The sequence below is a fragment of the Rosenbergiella metrosideri genome, from assembly GCF_022602565.1.
Classification (GTDB): Bacteria; Pseudomonadota; Gammaproteobacteria; order Enterobacterales; family Enterobacteriaceae; genus Rosenbergiella; species Rosenbergiella metrosideri.
Genome location: NZ_JALBCV010000005.1, coordinates 105,291 through 124,330, shown reverse-complemented (window position 1 = coordinate 124,330; position 19,040 = coordinate 105,291). Strand labels below are relative to the sequence as shown.

Annotated in this window: 13 protein-coding genes and 2 tRNA genes; 4 read left to right on the top strand and 11 right to left on the bottom strand. The window is 48.3% G+C overall.

Going from position 1 to position 19,040, the window contains the following annotated elements:
* Window positions 1–6: 6 nt before the first annotated feature.
* From nusA to rlmE, 9 genes are all read right to left on the bottom strand, one after another.
* Window positions 7–1,494, bottom strand: a complete 1,488-nt coding sequence (nusA, locus tag MKR94_RS07205; protein ID WP_214216837.1) for a transcription termination factor NusA — start codon at window positions 1,492–1,494, stop codon at window positions 7–9.
* 24 nt (window positions 1,495–1,518) lie between these two features.
* Window positions 1,519–1,971: a ribosome maturation factor RimP gene (rimP, locus tag MKR94_RS07200; RefSeq protein ID WP_048911402.1), complete on the bottom strand. Its 453-nt coding sequence runs from the start codon at window positions 1,969–1,971 to the stop codon at window positions 1,519–1,521.
* A gap of 195 nt (window positions 1,972–2,166) precedes the next feature.
* Window positions 2,167–2,243: transfer RNA gene (locus MKR94_RS07195), tRNA-Met, on the bottom strand.
* A gap of 707 nt (window positions 2,244–2,950) precedes the next feature.
* A tRNA-Leu gene (locus MKR94_RS07190) sits at window positions 2,951–3,037 on the bottom strand.
* A 27-nt stretch (window positions 3,038–3,064) separates the two neighbouring features.
* Window positions 3,065–3,400, bottom strand: coding sequence for a preprotein translocase subunit SecG (gene secG, locus MKR94_RS07185; protein WP_241646325.1), 336 nt, complete (start codon window positions 3,398–3,400; stop codon window positions 3,065–3,067).
* A 239-nt stretch (window positions 3,401–3,639) separates the two neighbouring features.
* Window positions 3,640–4,974 (bottom strand): phosphoglucosamine mutase, encoded by a 1,335-nt coding sequence (gene glmM, locus MKR94_RS07180; protein ID WP_241606069.1) that lies wholly within the window; start codon window positions 4,972–4,974, stop codon window positions 3,640–3,642.
* Between the two features lie 3 nt (window positions 4,975–4,977).
* Window positions 4,978–5,811, bottom strand: a complete 834-nt coding sequence (folP, locus tag MKR94_RS07175) for a dihydropteroate synthase (RefSeq protein WP_241646324.1) — start codon at window positions 5,809–5,811, stop codon at window positions 4,978–4,980.
* 107 nt (window positions 5,812–5,918) lie between these two features.
* Window positions 5,919–7,829 carry an ATP-dependent zinc metalloprotease FtsH gene (gene ftsH / locus MKR94_RS07170; protein WP_241646323.1) on the bottom strand — a complete coding sequence of 637 codons (1,911 nt, stop codon included), beginning with the start codon at window positions 7,827–7,829 and terminating at the stop codon, window positions 5,919–5,921.
* A 56-nt stretch (window positions 7,830–7,885) separates the two neighbouring features.
* Complete coding sequence (gene rlmE / locus MKR94_RS07165) at window positions 7,886–8,515, bottom strand: 23S rRNA (uridine(2552)-2'-O)-methyltransferase RlmE (RefSeq protein ID WP_241646322.1); 630 nt, start codon at window positions 8,513–8,515, stop codon at window positions 7,886–7,888.
* A 125-nt stretch (window positions 8,516–8,640) separates the two neighbouring features.
* On the opposite strand from rlmE, the gene yhbY reads away from it, so the two are divergent.
* A complete protein-coding gene (gene yhbY / locus MKR94_RS07160; protein WP_062812063.1) occupies window positions 8,641–8,934 on the top strand; it encodes a ribosome assembly RNA-binding protein YhbY in 294 nt (97 codons plus the stop codon).
* A gap of 155 nt (window positions 8,935–9,089) precedes the next feature.
* On the opposite strand, the gene greA is transcribed toward yhbY, so the two are convergent.
* Window positions 9,090–9,566 (bottom strand): transcription elongation factor GreA, encoded by a 477-nt coding sequence (greA, locus tag MKR94_RS07155; RefSeq protein WP_241646321.1) that lies wholly within the window; start codon window positions 9,564–9,566, stop codon window positions 9,090–9,092.
* 239 nt (window positions 9,567–9,805) lie between these two features.
* Between greA and dacB the strand changes: the two genes are divergently transcribed.
* Window positions 9,806–11,239, top strand: coding sequence for a serine-type D-Ala-D-Ala carboxypeptidase (dacB, locus tag MKR94_RS07150; protein WP_241646320.1), 1,434 nt, complete (start codon window positions 9,806–9,808; stop codon window positions 11,237–11,239).
* A gap of 33 nt (window positions 11,240–11,272) precedes the next feature.
* Here the strand turns inward: dacB and MKR94_RS07145 are convergent, their stop codons facing one another.
* Window positions 11,273–13,606, bottom strand: coding sequence for a TonB-dependent siderophore receptor (locus MKR94_RS07145; protein WP_241646319.1), 2,334 nt, complete (start codon window positions 13,604–13,606; stop codon window positions 11,273–11,275).
* 220 nt (window positions 13,607–13,826) lie between these two features.
* Here MKR94_RS07145 and fes point away from each other — a divergent pair, with 220 nt between their 5' ends.
* Together fes and MKR94_RS07135 are read left to right on the top strand one after the other, a co-directional pair.
* Window positions 13,827–15,047 carry an enterochelin esterase gene (gene fes, locus MKR94_RS07140; RefSeq protein WP_241646318.1) on the top strand — a complete coding sequence of 407 codons (1,221 nt, stop codon included), beginning with the start codon at window positions 13,827–13,829 and terminating at the stop codon, window positions 15,045–15,047.
* 4 nt (window positions 15,048–15,051) lie between these two features.
* Window positions 15,052–19,017 carry an amino acid adenylation domain-containing protein gene (locus MKR94_RS07135; RefSeq protein ID WP_422047513.1) on the top strand — a complete coding sequence of 1,322 codons (3,966 nt, stop codon included), beginning with the start codon at window positions 15,052–15,054 and terminating at the stop codon, window positions 19,015–19,017.
* Window positions 19,018–19,040 lie beyond the last annotated feature (23 nt).

The following is a 19,040-nucleotide window of genomic DNA, read 5'->3' as shown; positions in this document are numbered from 1 at the left end:
TGTGTGTTATGCGTCGTCGCCAAACCAGCAGATATTACGAGCCGCCATAATCAGCGTACCGGCTTTTTCTTCGTCCAATTGTTCGATATCTGCTAGATCGTCAACACCTTGCTCCGCAAGATCTTCCAGGGTGGAAACACCAATAGCCGCTAAACGATTTGCTAACTCGGGAGTCATGCCTTCTACGCCCAGCAGGTCTTCTGCAGGGGGTTTAATGGCTCCGCCAGTAGCAGAATTTTGGGCTAGGGTGGTCAACGCAGTCTTAGCGCGTTCACGCAAAGCTTCTACCATCTCTTCATCAAGGCCATCAATTTCCAGTAATTCATCGACTGGAACATAAGCCAACTCCTCGAGAGAAGAGAACCCTTCTTCAACTAGCACAGTAGCGAACTCTTCATCAATATCAAGATATTGGGTAAAGGTCGCAATCGCGGCATGTGCCTCCGCTTGGTGCTTAGCTTGTAAATCTTCAACCGTCATCACGTTCAGATCCCAACCACTTAGTTGAGAGGCTAAACGGACATTTTGACCATTACGGCCAATAGCTTGCGCTAAAGTACTCGCTTCTACAGCGATGTCCATGGTGTGATTATCTTCATCCACTACGATTGAAGAAACATCCGCTGGAGCCATTGCATTGATGACGAACTGCGCAGGGTTATCATCCCACAGCACGATATCAATACGCTCACCGCCTAATTCGCTTGAAACGGCTTGTACACGCGCACCGCGCATCCCTACGCAAGCACCGACCGGGTCGATACGCTTATCGTTTGTTTTCACCGCGATCTTCGCACGCGAGCCTGGGTCACGTGCCGCGCCTTTGATTTCGATGACTTCTTCACCGATTTCTGGCACTTCAATACGGAACAGTTCGACCAACATTTCTGGTTTAGAACGTGTGACGAACAGTTGAGCACCACGCGCTTCCGGACGCACTGCATACAGCACACCGCGGATTCTATCACCAGCACGGAAGTTCTCACGTGGCAGCATGTCTTCACGCAGGATCACCGCTTCAGCGTTATTCCCGAGATCAAGAATGATGTTATCGCGGTTCACTTTCTTGACGATAGCCGTAATAATTTCGCCTTGCTGCTCGCGGAATTGGTCAACCACTAGCGCGCGCTCTGCTTCACGAACTTTTTGAACGATAACTTGCTTCGCCGTTTGTGTCGTGATGCGGTCAAAGGTCACTGATTCGATCTGATCTTCAACATATTCACCCAGTTGCAGGCTTTCGTCTTCGAAACGCGCCGCGTCCAGCGTGATTTCACGAGTTGGCATCGTCACTTCATCAACGATCATCCAACGACGGAACGTATCGAAGTCACCGCTTCTACGATCGATCTCTACACGAACTTCGATTTCTTGTTCGTACTTTTTCTTGGTCGCCGTTGCCAGCGCGCTCTCTAACGCTTCAAAAATTTTCTCACGCGGCAGGGCTTTTTCATTCGAAACGGCTTCAACAACCGCTAAAATTTCTTTATTCATCCTGGTTAGCCTCAATCAGAACGTTTAAAAACGAGGGATAATGTTTGCTTTCTGAATATTGCTCAGAGCAAACACTTCGTCTTTGCCATCAACGGACAATGTGACCATCTCACCTTCAACGGATTTGATAGTCCCCTGCCATTTGCGACGATTTTGTACAGCGATACGTAATACCACACTGACATCTTGGCCAGCGAAACGTTCATAATGCGCTGCGGTAAATAATGGTCGATCAAGCCCTGGGGAAGACACTTCAAGGTGATACGCCACAGTAATAGGATCTTCTACATCCATGACAGCACTGACTTGATGGCTGACATCGGCACAGTCATCAACATTGATACCATTTTCGCTATCAATATAGATACGAAGCGTAGAGGTGCGAGCCCGCACAAACTCTATCCCCACTAATTCATAACCCAGTGCTTCAACTGGCGCTGTAATCAACTCTGTTAACTTCTGTTCTAACGTGGACAAAGCCACCCCCAAGACATAAAAAAAGGGCTAACGCCCAGTATGACAACGCTTTTCTGATAATAAAAAACCCCGAAAAGTCGGGGTTTTGATCAGAATCCTGTATGGGCCTGTCAAAGGACAGGAGCCATTTTCAATAGACATTTTTCTAAAACCCGTCGTCTTACCGACGTCGATTTGGAAAAAGAACTAGGAAAATGGTTGCGGGGGCCGGATTTGAACCGACGACCTTCGGGTTATGAGCCCGACGAGCTACCAGGCTGCTCCACCCCGCGTCCGAAAAACAGCTCAATATTACGCCTAGGCGAGCACAAAAGCAAATTTAACTGTGAATAACCAATCAAGACTAGTTAGGCAATAGCCGATAGATTGCCAAAGAACAATAGTTTCAGAGTTATAGGATGCTCTCGCCCAAACTTTCCTACAGGTGACGAGTGATACACTATTTAAGAAAAATATATTTTACAAAGCGCTGGAGAAGACGACCTAAGGGGGAATCCCTGTAAACAGTCAAACCTTCACATTAACCGGTAACGGTAAGGTACTAAGCACCTTTATCGCAGGCAAGGGATTCAATGAACAGGATGACAATGTTTGCTTTATCGGTTGGTCCGTACAAAACACAGTGGTTAAGACGATTATCCCACGATGGGCTATGATGACTGGCAATCAGAGAGTTGTAGAGAAACGAAAGTAGTAGGTATTATTTCTTCAGCTAAGGAGAAATAAATCAACATCGCGGTAATCTATCAAGCGGCTTCACCCAACACCCTTACAGATGAAACGATAGTATTTTCTGTAGAGAGCGCTAATCGTACTCTCCATATCGATCGTACATTAACGAAAAAGCCAAGTACTTCTGGCGTAACAACCCTCGCAGAGGTAAAAAAAGCACTCACTCAATAGTAAAATTTGCAAAGGGTATTTTTAAAATAGTAACCAAACAAAAAAAGACGCTATTAAGCGTCTTTTTTCTCAATATTGGTACCGAGGACGGGACTTGAACCCGTAAGCCCTATTGGGCACTACCACCTCAAGGTAGCGTGTCTACCAATTCCACCACCACGGCACTGCTGATACTTGCAATCAGTTGGCGTTACTGCGGGATATCACTGGCTGGCGAAGAGGTTTTCGCTGGCTGTTGAGTTTGCTCAGACTTTACTGGAGCACTCAGATTATCCCACTCACTGCCTTTATGTGTTTTATTACTGTTTAGATTACCAAGCACCAGGCTAATAATGAAAAACAGCGCAGCAAGAATACCGGTCATACGTGTCAGGAAGTTTCCTGAACCGCTTGAACCAAATAATGTTCCAGAGGCACCTGCACCGAAAGATGCTCCCATATCAGCGCCTTTACCTTGCTGTAACATCACCATCGCGATTAACGCAACAGCAACTAGCAGGAAAATAACTAAAAGAGCTTCGTACATAATTAACCTGTTTCCTTGTACGTAATCGTACATTTAAAACGCATCTACCTTCACGAGGAAAGAACTCCCCTGAAGAGGATGTGAATACTAACCAAAGGCAACGCACTCTGCAAGTGCAATTTACGTTGCCGGTTTTGATCGCGGAAAAAAGCAGCAACACTAGCTAAAGGCTGTTTATCCCCAATGTGGGAAAAGCCTTTCTCATAGCGAATCACCTGATCACAGACACCTTTACGCGATTATAAACGCTTGACGATCTCCGCAATAGATTGGGCCAGTTCTGTTACTTCCTCTTTATTTTCCCCTTCAACCATCACGCGAATTAACGGTTCAGTACCCGACTTACGTAGCAAGACCCGACCTCGGCCAGCCAGTTGCTGTTCAGCCTGGTGTAACGCCGCTAATACATCAGAATGTTGAAGCGGATCACTCCCCGCAGAGAAGCGCACATTAACTAGGACTTGTGGCAACATCTTCATGCCGCTGCATAAATCGTGAAGGGATAGCTTGTTCCCCACTACGGCCGTTAACACTTGTAAACCGGCGATAATGCCATCACCGGTTGTGGTTTTATCAAGTAAAATAACATGTCCGGAATTTTCGGCACCGACAAACCATCCGCGTTCCTTCAGCTTTTCCAATACATAGCGGTCGCCGACTTTCGCACGCTCAAAGGGAATGCCTAACTGCTTCAGGGCTAACTCTAGCCCCATATTGCTCATCAGTGTGCCAACAACCCCACCGCGCAGATTTCCTTGTCGTAGACGTTCACGCGCGATGATATAGAGAATTTGATCGCCATCGACCGCCTGACCAAGATGGTCGACCATCATGATACGATCGCCGTCACCATCAAGCGCAATACCAAGATCGGCTTTTTCGGCTAGCACGCGTTTTTGAAGTTGGCCTAAATCCGTCGCACCACACTCTTTATTGATATTCATTCCGTTGGGCGAAGCGCCGATCGTAATCACCTCAGCCCCCAGCTCACGAAGAACATTCGGTGCAATATGGTAAGTCGCACCGTTTGCACAATCGACGACGATTTTTAGCTGATTTAAGCTGAGTTCGCTGGGAAAAGTCCCCTTGCAGAATTCAATATACCGTCCGGCTGCATCAACGATGCGGCTAGCGCGTCCTAGTTCTGCTGAGGGTACACAGGTAATCTCTTTCTCGAGTTCCGCTTCAATGGCAGCTTCGACATCGTCAGGAAGCTTAGTACCCTCGGTGGAGAAGAATTTTATTCCATTGTCATCGAATGGGTTATGAGACGCGGATATCACCACACCGGCTTCCGCGCGGAATGTACGCGTTAAATAGGCAATCGCTGGGGTTGGCATAGGCCCAGTGAACGCCGCCGATAATCCTGCAGCGGCCAAGCCCGCTTCTAATGCCGATTCCAACATATATCCCGATATACGGGTATCTTTCCCGATAATGACTTTTTTGGAACCTTGTCCAGCAAGTACTTTGCCGGCGGCCCAGCCTAATTTTAAGACAAAATCAGGCGTTATTGGCGATTCGCCAACCTTTCCGCGAATACCATCGGTACCAAAATATTTACGTTCGCTCATGAATTATCCTTTTGCTCTGAGAGTCGCTTCAACCACGCGTATCGCTTCAACGCTTTCTTTAACATCATGCACTCGAATGATTTGTGCTCCCTGCATCGCGGCGATAACTGCACAGGCTAGACTACCACTCAATCGCTGAGTTGGCCCGACATTAAGGAGTTGGCCAATCATGGACTTTCGAGACATGCCCACTAATAACGGCAGATCGAAATGATGGAAATGGCTTAGATTAGCCAGTAGCTCATAATTATGTTGCAGATTTTTGCCAAATCCAAAACCGGGATCGATCAGAATATTTTCTCGACGTATCCCTGAAGCCATACAGTGCTGAATTTCGGTGGCTAAGAAGCTGTCCACTTCGGTAATAATCTGCTGATAGCTCGGGCTGTGCTGCATCGATTTCGGCTCACCCTGCATATGCATCAAGCAGACCGGCAGGTCGACGTCAGCTGCTGCCTCACGCGCGCCAGGTTCATTTAATGAGCGGATATCGTTGATCAAGTGGGCGCCTGCGGCAGCAGCAGCACGAATCACTTCAGGTTTAGAGGTGTCGACCGAAATCCACACTTCGAATCGTTGAGATAATGCTTCGACGACTGGGATAACTCTCGCCAGTTCGTCTTCTACTGAAACGTTATCAGCACCAGGGCGAGTCGACTCGCCGCCAATATCGAGAATAGTCGCTCCGGCAATCACCATTTCATTAGCATGAGTAATCGCATCGATCAGCGTTTTATGGCGGCCACCGTCAGAAAAGGAGTCTGGAGTCATATTTAAAATTCCCATAATATGGGGAAAAGAGAGATCTAACTCACTCCCTCGGGCACGCAATTTCATTCAGTATCCTCTTTAACGCTCTATCGATGTGATGCAAAAAAAAAGCCCCGCATAAGCGGGGCTTTATTGTAGCGCGAACTGGCACTATTTATCGAATGATTCAGACATTACATCGGATTGCCGGGATCATTATTCTCAGGTGCGTCGACAGGACGAGCTGCTTGCGGTGGCGCGACAGACTCTTCTTCTTTCACTGCCAGTTCAGTCCAACCAGCTGGAGCACGAACCTCTCTGCGTGCCATCAAATCATCAATTTGCGGAGCATCAATAGTTTCGTACTTCATCAGAGCATCTTTCATCGTATGCAGGATGTCGATGTTCTCATTCAACAGCTGGCGAGCGCGTTGATAGTTACTGTCGATCAAGTGTTTGATTTCTTGGTCGATAATACGCGCGGTTTCGTCGGACATATGTTTCGCTTTAGCAACGGAACGTCCTAAGAAAACTTCACCTTCTTCTTCCGCATACAGAAGAGGACCTAATTTCTCGGAGAAGCCCCACTGGGTAACCATATTACGTGCGAGGTTTGTCGCCACCTTAATATCGTTGGAAGCGCCGGTAGAGACTTTTTCTGGACCGTAGATGATCTCTTCAGCTAAACGTCCGCCGTAAAGGGTCGAAATTTGGCTCTCTAATTTCTGACGGCTTGCACTGATTGCATCACCTTCAGGTAAGAAGAATGTCACCCCTAACGCACGTCCACGTGGGATAATTGTCACCTTATGTACAGGATCATGTTCCGGTACTAGACGACCAATAATCGCGTGTCCTGCTTCGTGGTAAGCCGTTGACTCTTTTTGTGCTTCAGTCATGACCATTGAACGGCGCTCTGCACCCATCATGATCTTATCTTTCGCTTTCTCGAACTCAACCATCGAGACAACACGTTGGTTGCTACGGGCAGCGAAAAGTGCCGCTTCGTTGACGAGGTTTGCTAAGTCTGCACCGGAGAAACCTGGTGTACCACGAGCAATGATCGCGGCATCAATATCCGTTGCTAATGGAACGCGACGCATATGGACTTTCAAGATTTGCTCACGGCCACGAACATCAGGTAATCCAACAACGACTTGACGGTCAAAACGACCTGGACGAAGGAGCGCAGGGTCAAGGACGTCAGGGCGGTTAGTTGCCGCTATAACGATGATCCCTTCATTACCTTCAAAGCCATCCATCTCAACCAGCATTTGGTTCAACGTCTGTTCACGCTCGTCGTGACCACCGCCTAAACCAGCACCGCGTTGGCGACCCACTGCATCGATCTCATCGATAAAGATGATACAAGGCGCGGATTTCTTCGCTTGCTCGAACATATCACGGACACGTGATGCGCCGACACCGACAAACATTTCAACGAAGTCTGAGCCAGAGATAGTAAAGAACGGCACTTTCGCTTCACCGGCAATGGCCTTAGCCAATAACGTTTTACCGGTACCTGGAGGGCCTACCATCAGTACGCCTTTAGGAATTTTTCCGCCCAGCTTTTGGAAACGTGAAGGTTCACGAAGATATTCCACCAGCTCGCTGACTTCTTCTTTCGCTTCGTCACAACCGGCAACATCGGCAAAAGTGGTTTTAATCTGATCTTCGGTCAACATGCGAGCTTTGCTCTTACCGAAAGACATGGCACCTTTGCCACCGCCTCCCTGCATTTGACGCATAAAGAAGATCCATACACCAATTAGCAGCAACATCGGGAACCAAGAAATAAAGATAGAGGTCAGTAGACTTTGACCTTCCGGTGGTTCACCAACCACTTTTACCTTTTTAGATAAAAGATTCTGCAGTAATTGCGGGTCGTTGACAGGAATATACGTAGTGTATTTATTGCTATCGTTAGTGGTTACGTTAATCTCACGCCCATTAATACGCGCCTCGCGAATCTGATTTTGATTCACTTCTGTCACGAAAGTTGAGTAATCGACTTTCTTGCCATTTGACTCGCTGGGCCCAAAGCTTTGGAACACAGTCATTAGCACTACGGCAATGACTAACCAAAGAATTAGGTTTTTCGCCATGTCACTCAAGGGATTAACCTCTTATTTACAACGATGTTAACAGAAAGCGTAGGGAGCTATAGTTTGCGCCCAGTCGCTACAATGTACACTTCGCGAGAACGCGAACGCGAAGCGTCTGGCTTACGAACTTTTACTTTCGTAAATAAGGAGCGGATTTCGCGTAAGTAATCATCAAAACCATCTCCCTGGAACACCTTTACTACAAAACTACCACCTGGTGCCAATACATCGCGACACATTTCAAGTGCGAGTTCTACGAGATACATCGCGCGAGGAATATCCACAGCGGGAGTGCCACTCATATTTGGTGCCATATCGGACATTACTACCTGCACCTTACCGTCACCGACACGATCGAGCAACGCTTTTAGTACAGCTTCTTCTCGGAAATCACCTTGAAGAAAGTCTACACCAACAATTGGATCCATTGGCAAGATATCACATGCGATAATACGGCCACTTGCTCCGATCTGTTCAACCACATACTGTGACCAACCCCCCGGGGCAGCACCTAAGTCTACGACTGTCATGCCGGGTTTAAAGAGACGATCACCTTGTTGGATCTCATCTAGTTTAAACCATGCTCGCGAACGTAGACCTTTCTTTTGTGCTTGTTGCACATATTTATCGCTAAAGTGTTCCTGTAACCAGCGACTTGAGCTGGCTGAACGCTTCTTTCCCGTCATACTTTTTCCAACATTTTTGTATCGCAGCGATAAATCATTACGCAAAATGCTGCGTTGATTTGGCGATATACTAGAGATGGCGGTACAATGACCTGTTTTCAATCCCTGAGTAAGTAAATAATACGATGAATCTAAGTACTAAACAAAAACAGCACCTAAAAGGTCTCGCTCATCCGCTGAAGCCAGTCGTGATGTTAGGCAACAATGGATTAACCGAAGGTGTTCTCGCTGAACTTGATCAAGCTCTTGAGCATCATGAACTGATCAAAGTCAAAATCGCGACTGAAGACCGTGAAACCAAAGCGTTGATTGTAGCAGCCATTGTTCGTGAAACCTCAGCGGCTGAAGTCCAGGTCATCGGTAAAACGCTGGTGCTTTATCGCCCTTCAAAAGAAAAGAAAATTTCTTTACCACGTTAATTCTGGAAAAAAATATCACTATTTTACCTCCAGTTAAAAGGCTGTTTTACAGCCTTTTTCTTTTCTTAAGATATATTAGCACGGTTAACCCGACTTGCGGGACCGAAATGGCGAAAAGCCCACTCCTAGCACAACATATCGTCGTATTCTGATGATTAGAGGTATTCAACCTTAATCACTTCATACTCAACATCACCACCTGGCGTTTTTACGACTGTGACGTCATCAACTTCTTTACCGATTAAGCCGCGCGCCATCGGCGAGTTTACAGAGATCAGATTTTGCTTAAAATCGGCCTCATCATCACCCACGATACGATAGGTCGCTTCTTCTTCCGAATGGGTATTATAAACAGTCACTGTCGCCCCGAAAATGACACGACCTGTCGCGGCCATTTTTGTCACATCAATGATTTGCGCATTCGATAATTTTGCTTCAATCTCTTGAATACGACCTTCACAAAAACCTTGCTCTTCACGGGCAGCATGGTATTCCGCATTTTCCTTCAAATCACCGTGTTCTCTAGCTTCAGCGATAGAAGCAATGATACGAGGACGCTTAATATTTTTAAGCTCGTTAAGCTCTTCACGCAGCTGCTCTGCACCGCGAAGGGTCATAGGAATCTGGCTCATCTTATACTCCTCATTACTCTGTTATTCAGTCAATCATCCTGATTCGATACAAGCTTAACCGAATAAGCTGCACCTAAATTTGAAACAAAACAACCCCGCCTCAGATAGTTTGCTACCCAAGACGAGTGAATTTTCAGTTTGATACATATTTTACCCGAGAGTTCCTCCCGGATCATCGTTTACTTTGCCCCTCAAGGGGACGTAGTATTGCGGGTTCCACTGTTAACGACGCCGAGATTATGCGACTTTCAAGACTCATTACAGCTCTTACCCTTGCGGTAACGCTTCAAGCCACCGCAACGCCTGTCGAGGATTATACCCAATACCTTCCTGATGGTACCAATCTCGCGTTCATGGCGCAAAGGGTAGGCGATACAACACCGATTGTCGATTATCACGGAAAACAAATGGCGCTGCCTGCCAGTACGATGAAAGTGTTCACTGCACTGGCCGCACTAATAGAACTTGGCAAAGATTTTCGTTTCCAGACCACCTTTGAAAGTCACCAAAAAATAGTCGGTGATACCTTACAGGGTGATCTGGTTGCTCGCTTTGGTGGCGACCCGACGTTTACGCGGCAAGACTTACGTAATATGGTCGCGCAGCTGAAACAGAAGGGTGTTACGCATATTCAAGGTAACTTGGTCATCGATACTTCAGTTTTCGCGAGCCACGATATGGCTCCCGGCTGGCCATGGAATGATTTAACGCAATGCTTTAGCGCGCCTCCTGCAGCCGCTATTGTCGATAAAAACTGTTTTTCTATCTCGCTCTATAGCGCCAAAACGCCGGGCGAAAACGCCTTTATCCGTATTGCGTCTTACTATCCTGCGCACATGTATAGTGAGGTGAAAACCTTAGGTCCTAACTCAGGTGAGGCGCAATATTGCGAGCTTGACGTAAATCCCGGGGAATTAAACCGCTATACCCTGACCGGGTGTCTGCGCCAGCGTAATGACCCGCTTCCTCTTGCCTTCGCTGTGCAAGATGGCGCGGCTTGGGCTGGGGAAATTTTGCGGGATGAGCTACGTAAAGCCGATATCGACTATCGTGGCCACTTGCTCCGTCAAACGCAACCCACCGAACCTGGTACCGTTCTGGCAATCGAACAATCCGCCCCGCTCCATAGCCTATTACATACTATGTTGAAGAAGTCAGATAACATGATTGCCGATACGGTTTTCCGAACAATCGGTCATCACTATTTCAACGTACCAGGAACGTTTCGGGCAGGGTCGGATGCGGTACGCCGTATCCTTCGTGAGAAAGCGGGCGTCGACATGGGCAATACCATCCAAGTCGATGGTTCCGGATTATCACGGCACGATTTGGTTGCACCGGACACTATGATGCAAGCACTGCAGTTTATTGCTAAGAATGACAGCAGCCTCGATTTTATTAGTATGCTTCCTTTAGCTGGTTACGATGGCACCTTACAGTATCGTGGCGGATTACACGAAGCAGGTGTCGATGGAAAGCTCTCTGCGAAAACCGGTTCGTTACAGGGCGTGTATAACTTAGCAGGCTTCTTAACGACGTCACGCGGAACGCGCATCGCCTTCGTACAATACCTCTCTGGGTATGCGGTCCCTCCAGAAGATCAACGAACGCGACGCGTCCCCCTTGTCCGATTTGAAAGTCGACTCTACAGCGATTTGTATCGAAATTATTAGCTATAAAAAAACCCGCGTAAGCGGGTTTTTTTATTAGAAGTGAGTGTTAAGACTCATATAGAAGGTTCGGCCTGACTCGTTGTAAGTGTTAGCACCTGCACCGTATAGGTAACTTGTGACACCTGTCTTCGAATTAAGCGTTCCAGTAGTTTGTGCATTCCCTTCGCGGAAGTGACGTTTATCAAAGAGGTTATCTATCCCAGCGGTAATACTGACATTCTTGGTAGCGTCCCATGTCGCGCTGGCCCCAAAGATGCTGTATGGACTGACTTCACGGGTATCAGGGTAACTGACTTTATTCCCTTGGTAGTTACGACTCTTCGGTTTCTGTTTACCGTACCAAGTCCATGTTGCTTGTACCGACAGGTCCTGACGAATCTGCCACTCGACATTGGAGTTCAGGGTAAACTGCGGGATAACGGAAAGACGATCATGATTCGTCTTATCCTTACTTTGCAGCATCCACGTCATATTATTATTCCAAGTAACCGTATCGGTGACTGGGACATTAAAGGTTCCCTCAAGGCCTTCAACTACCGCACGCGGCACATTTTCCCATTGGAAAACGCGAGTACCACTACTATTGGTGTAAGTAACATTGTTACCCGACTCAATTTTATTATGGTAGTCATTACGGAAATAAGTCAGCCCTGCCTGCAGTCCAGCAAGATCTTTGTACTCGAGTCCAATCTCTTTATTGACGCTGGTTTCTGCTTTAAGGTCGCTATTACCTTGTAAGTAACAACCCGAACTCGAACTGCCGTAGCACCCTTGACCTTTACTATAGAGAATATAGTTCGGGTTAGTTTGGTACAGATTAGGCGCTTTATAGGCTCGAGCAATCCCCATCTTCAACGTCCACTCGTTAGTGAGCTGTTGAGTTAAATTAAGTGATGGGCTCCAGTTAGTGCCGACAATGGAGTGATGGTCAAAACGGATGGCCGGTGTTAATACCGTGGAATCCGTGATATCCATATTGTCTTCAGCAAACATAGAGAAAATCTGCGCTTGAGAATACGGTGAACGCGTACCCGTTCCGACCCCACTGATTGCGCCGCCAGTATTCGTCCCAGTGAGCGCTTGGCTGGTTGAGGTGCCGTCTTTCATCTTTTGCTGGTTCCACTCAGTTCCCAAGGTGAGGTTCTGGTCTACCCAAGCCGTAAAGGGAATACTGACTTCACTGTGCAGCAGCACATCGCTCAGATCGATATCGGAGAACCCGGCGTTATTATTAAAGATCCCCTCGGTTCCGCCGGCTAATCCTTCGGTAATCCTAGAATTACGGGTTCTCTCATATTGCGCATAGGTATTAGTACTGACTCCGTTATCCCAGACCCCTGTCCAAGTTAAGGCATAATCTTGGCGGTAAATACGGTTCGTTTCGTCGCCATATTTGCTTTTCACATAATCTGAGGTGTTAGTATTCTGCGTATCGCCAGCATAAATATTCCCTTGGCGACTGGTCCCGGCTTCGAACTCGAGATGCTGATTGCGGGCAAATTCCCAATTCAGTTTGCCGTGGAGATCTTTATCTCTCACTCCCTCACGGCCAGCAGGATAGCTCCCGGCATAGGTACCGGTACGCGATGCTGAATGATTTTGGTTAATGTCGTAAGCATCCGCTTGGGTCTTATCGATATTTCCCCAAATACTTAATGTTAAGCTATCGGTTGCAGGCCCCATTAAGCTGAAATTCGTTCGTTTGGTTGAACCTTCAGATTTATGTTGTGGAACGTTGTAATAGGCGTTCCATGAACCATGCCACTCTTTATTCGCTTGCTTAGTGATGATATTAACCACTCCGCCCATCGCGCCGCTACCGTAGCGTGCCGCAGCCGGTCCGCGGATAACATCAATGTGGTCAATCATTTCCGGTGGCACCCAGTTGGTATCACCACGAGAATCTCGTTCACCCCGCCATCCATAGCGTACCGAGTTTTTACTACTGACCGGACGGCCATCGATCAAAATTAAGGTATTTTCTGGCCCCATACCCCGAATATCGATCTGACGGTTATTTCCCCGCTGCCCACTGGTCGAGTTGCCGGTTAAATTCACCCCAGGCATGGTACGAATGATTTCTGATACATCACGCGCCGGAGGGTGTTTACGAATCGCTTCAGAGGAGATCGTCGAGACACCTGGTGCTTGGAGGGTTTGCTGGCGAGCCGTGACGACGATGGAGTTATGTGAATTCTCTTCGGTAGATAATGGCTTATCACTAGAAGTTTTGGCTGCGGTTTCATCTGACGCAGGAGAGTTGACGGTGACATCCGATGAAGCCGCTGAAGCCGGCGCGCAATAAATAAAAAATGAGCTACCTAGCTCAAGACAAATTGCAGCAGAAAGAAATGATAATTTTTTCATTTTTATAATCCCAGTTCCCTAGGTCAATGCTGTGTGTGTGTTTAGTAAGGAGTCTTTACGAGATCGCTACCATTATGCAAACAAATGCGCAATAAACGACAAACTACGTAAAGAGAGATTGCAATCTATTGCAGATGAAAATAATTATCAATACTATTATCAACAAATCTCGCTTCTGAACGCTATTCGCAGATAGCTGCTATAAAAGATAATTTTGCAAATGCTTATTCCTGAATGGTTTACCTCTGATACCGGTTCCGATCTGTGGTGGCAAGCACAACAATTGCAGGGTGTGCCGCGTATCGAGCGAATTGATGCGCAACAATGCCGCGTGACCTTCCTCTGGCGTCAGCCTGCTCGCCCCGCTGAGGCCCCACCCATAAAAGCGGTATGGCTCAACATTACGGGGATCACTGATCATCACCAGCCCAAGCCTCCAATATCCCTAGTCCATTATCCCGCTAGCGATGTCTGGTATCTTAGCCTCACGCTTCCCGCTGAGTGGCGAGGAAGTTATTGCTTGATCCCGGACTCAAAGAACGAGGTAGGGTTGTTGAAGCAAGATATTTTCCAGCGTCGGGAATGGTGGCGCGAACAGTTTACACATGCCCAACACGATAGCCTCAACGCGTTACGTTCTTGGTCTGCAGGTCGAGGGATGTCTGTCTCCCCCCTTCATCTCCCTGATGCGCCTGCGCAGCCTGAATGGCAAGCATGGGATCGAGGAGAGCAGTCGCCGCTCCCCCTGAAGGTCATTCTCTGGAAGAGTGCTCGGTTAGGTAATGAACGACACGTGTGGTGCTACGGTTCGGCGAAAGAGGACACTGCGACCTATCAGCATTTAGCCTTAATACTTGATGGACAGTTCTGGGCCAACACTCTCCCTATCGCCAGTCCTCTGCAGCAATTGACGGATAGGGGAAAACTTCCTGCGGCACTCTACATCATGCCTGAAATCATCGATCGCGAGCATCGTGGCCGAGAATATCCCTGTAATGCCGATTTTTGGCTGGCTATTAACGAAGAATTACTCCCGCTAATCAAACAAACATTCGATTGGCGACAAGACCCCGCACGAACCCTGGTCACAGGGCAAAGTTTTGGTGGGCTGGCCTCAGTCTATGCGTGCCTTAACTGGCCACAATTTTACGGTAAAGCCCTCAGCCTTTCCGGATCCTTTTGGTGGCCGAACCGCGGGCATGCGGCAGGTTACCTGCTTCAACAGTTACAGCAGAAAGCCCCCGTTATCGCTCCACGAGAAATACTCTTGGAGGCAGGTTGCCGCGAAACATTAATTTGCGAAGCCAACCGCGAAATGGATAAGTGGTTAAGCCACTACCACATCCCACATCGTTTACGCTATGTCGAAGGTGGACACGATGCACTCTGGTGGCGGGGAAGTTTATTAGATGGATTACAAGCGTTATGGCAGGACGAATAAGATGATGATTATCGATGACAGCATAGCACAACAACGTTCCCCTGATGAGTACAACACAGCCTCATCGTCAGTGACGACTCGTCGGTTACCACTGGTTGCCGCACAACCCGGGATCTGGGTTGCCGACCAACTTTCTCCTTTCGGCAACGCCTTTGCCGTCGCACACGCTATCACGCTACCGGGAACGCTCAATCTTGATTTGATGCAACAGGCTATTCAACAAGGGTTGGCCGAAGCAGACACTGTTAATTTTCGGTTTGATGAGCACGAAGGAGAAGCCTTCCAATGTTTTAGCCCCAACCTAGGCTTTACGGTAGAATCTATTGATCTCCGTGACGATCCTCAGGCGTTGGCAGCGGCACATGCCTTAATGGAAGCCGATCTACAAAGTCCTTTACGTATTACTGATAAAGGTCCCAAGGTTAGGCAGGTGCTGATACGTATCACCCCTGAACAATGGATATGGTATCAGCGTTATCACCACCTGATGGTCGATGGCTTCAGCTTTATTGCCCTCACCAAACGGATTAGTGAAATTTATGCCCATTTACGCCACCAGCAACCGCTAGCCGCCTCACCCTTTACCGCATTCGATGAGGTTGTTGAGGAGTACCAAAATTACCAACACAGCACAACGTATCAAAAAGATAAGCGCTATTGGCTGGAGAAAGTCCCGCAGCTGCCCGATCCGCTAAGCCTTGCACAAGCGCCGCTGAATGGTGAAGTGGCTAGCCCGCAGGTAATACGTCACACGATACAGTTTTCCGCTCAGCAGCTTGCTCCGTTACACCAACACCTCGCCGAATCAGGCCTCACGCCTGTCGATGCGGCAGTTACGCTCGTCAATACCTGGCTGGCCCATCTGACGGGCCAGCAACCCTTTAGCGCGGGCTTTATTTTTATGCGCAGAATGGGATCGGCAGCCCTTAGCGCAGTCGGGCCGGTGATTAATGTCTTACCTATGAGTGTTGGGTATCAACCTAGTTATACTTTTACCGAATTTGCAGGTCTTCTCAATAAAGAGATTAAGAAAAATCGACGTCATCAACGCTATGATGCAGAACAAATTAGCCGCGACTTAGGCTTAACCGGAGATAGTGCCCCGCTGTTCGGCCCTGTCTTAAACGTCAAACTCTTCGATTATCACTTAGCGTTTGAAGGCCAGAACGTTCATACCACCCACTTAGCCTCAGGGCCGGTGCGCGATATTGAAATTGCGTTAATCCTCGATAATCAAGGTGCCTTAACCTTAGAGTTCTTAGCCAATAGCAATCGTTACGACGAACACGCACTGTTGACGCATATTCAACGTTTGCCACTGATTATCGAACAGTTAACCGCCCAGCCAACGCTAACGCTCTCTGAACTCAGTCTTCTAAGCGAGCAAGAGCAGCTTCAATTGGTCAACGTTAATGCTACCGACATTGTGCTGCAAGACGATACCCTATGGTCGATGATCGCCACACAATGTCAACGTACTCCGGATAATATTGCGCTGGCTGATTCGCACGTTGCGCTATCTTACGCACAGATGGAACAGCAGGTCATTGCCTTGGCTGCCGCACTTCAGCAACAGGGTGTGCAAGCTGGCGATATCGTCGCCGTGGCGCTTCCGCGCTCCATCTATCTCTCATTATCCCTGCAGGCGATCGTGCGGCTCGGCGCAATTTGGCTGCCGCTTGATACCGGCTATCCTGATGACCGCTTAGCCATTATGCTGGAGGATTCAACTCCGCGCTTGGTAATCACCGAACAGGCACTGAGTAGTCGGTTTACACACATTAACGACACGCCACATTATTATTATCAATCGCTATTTACCGATGTGCCGTTATTATCAGCCGCTGTTCCCGTCTCGACACAAGGGGCATACTTAATTTATACCTCAGGTTCGACAGGTAGACCTAAAGGCGTGTTAGTCAGCCATCACGCGATCGTGAATCGCTTAAAATGGATGCAAAACCACTACCCACTTGATGCTCAAGATGTCGTTATCCAGAAAACGCCAAGTAGTTTTGATGTGTCGGTGTGGGAGTTCTTCTGGCCATTAATGACTGGGGCGAAGCTCTTTATGGCTCCTCCCGAGTGCCATCGCGATCCTGAGTGGTTACAACAAGTCATGGTTGAACAACATGTCAGCGTGACCCACTTTGTGCCGTCAATGTTAGCCGCGTTTTTAGAAAGCCTCACTGAAGCCACTGCCACGGCGTTACGACAGCATCTACGTCTCGTCTTTTGTAGTGGCGAAGCCCTGCCTACCGCGCTGGCTCGTCAATGGGAACAAAGTGTAGCGATCCCGTGCCATAATTTATATGGCCCCACCGAAGCTGCTGTAGACGTGAGTTGGTTCCCAGCATTTGGCCCAGAACTTGCCGCGGTGGAAGGTCACAGCGTGCCGATTGGCTGGCCGGTTTGGAACACTCAGCTTCATATTCTCGATAGTCAGCTTAAACCCGTTCCCTATGGTATTGCTGGTGAACTATGGCTAGGCGGAGTGCAGCTGGCAGAGGGCTATTTAGGTCGACCCGAGCTCACTGCCGAGCGGTTTATTGCCGCACCTTGGGATGCAACTCAACGCTTGTACCGTAGCGGCGATGTAGCCCGTCGTCTTACCAACGGTGAAATTGAATATTTGGGACGTAACGATGACCAACTCAAAATCCGCGGTCAGCGGATAGAACTCTCAGAGATTGATGCCGTTCTCCTCTCATTGCCAGGGATTAAGCAAGCGGCATCCGTTGCCGTAAGCTTAAATCAACAATTATCCGGTCTAGCCGATGACCGACAATTGGTCAGCTATATTATTGCTGACACGCCACAACAGACAGATCATCTTCGTCAGCAACTGGCCGAACGGCTACCAGCGCATATGGTGCCGGTGATCATTATTCCCGTTGAGGCATTCCCTCTTAGCAGTAATGGTAAGTTAGATCGTAAAGCCCTGCCCGTTCCGAAACTTGACGATCACCACTCGCTGCGTGAACCTCAAGGCGCAGTAGAGGTTCAATTAGCCGCAATGTTTGCCGAACTCCTGCAGCGGCCACAGGTCGCAGCCAATCAGGACTTCTTTGCATTGGGGGGGCACTCGCTCTTAGCAATGCGTTTAGCCGCGCAAATTCGTAAGCAGATGGATTATCCGCTTACCGTTGGCCACGTGATGGTGAACGCAACCGTGGAAAAACTTGCACAGATCATTCAACAAAGTCCTGAATACGCGGACAGTGGATTACACACCTTGTTACCTCTACGCCAAACACAGGGACCTCGTCTCTACTGTTTCCACCCCGCATCCGGGTTCGCGTGGCAATTTAGCGTATTACAACGGTATCTAGACCCGACATGGTCCATTATTGGTATCCAATCGCCGGATGAACAAGGCGCTTTAGGGGATGCGCAGCATATTGATGATGTCTGTGACCGGCATCTTGAGACGCTTCTGGCCGACCAACCCACGGGGCCTTATTATTTTATCGGCTACTCCCTCGGTGGGACCTTAGCCCAAGGTATTGCGTCACGGCTGGAAGCACGAGGAGAAGAGGTTGCGTTTTTAGGCCTGCTTGATACGTGGCCACCTGAAACGCAGAATTGGGATGAGAAGCAGGGGAAAAATGTCTTGGATGAGCAAGTCATTGAAGAAGTCAACCGTGAACGTGAGCAGTTTGTTCAAAGTCAGCGGCAACAAGCAGGTGAGGAGCTTTCTCATCTTTTTGATCAGGTTGAAGCTAATTACGCCCACTCCGTGCGCCTATTAACGACCGCCCGCAGTCGTAAGACACAAGGAAAAGCGACACTATTCTCCGCCTTAAAAACGCAGCAACCTGGGTTAAGTGCGCAACAAGCTTGGGCACCTTTTATTCAGCAGTTAGATATTGTGCCCATCGACTGTGCCCATGTAGAGATCATTTCACCGGCGATGTTTGAAACCATCGGCCCAGAGATCAACCGCCGCTTAAGGCATTTACTCTCCTGATGCTAGAGGGGGCAGTTGCCCCC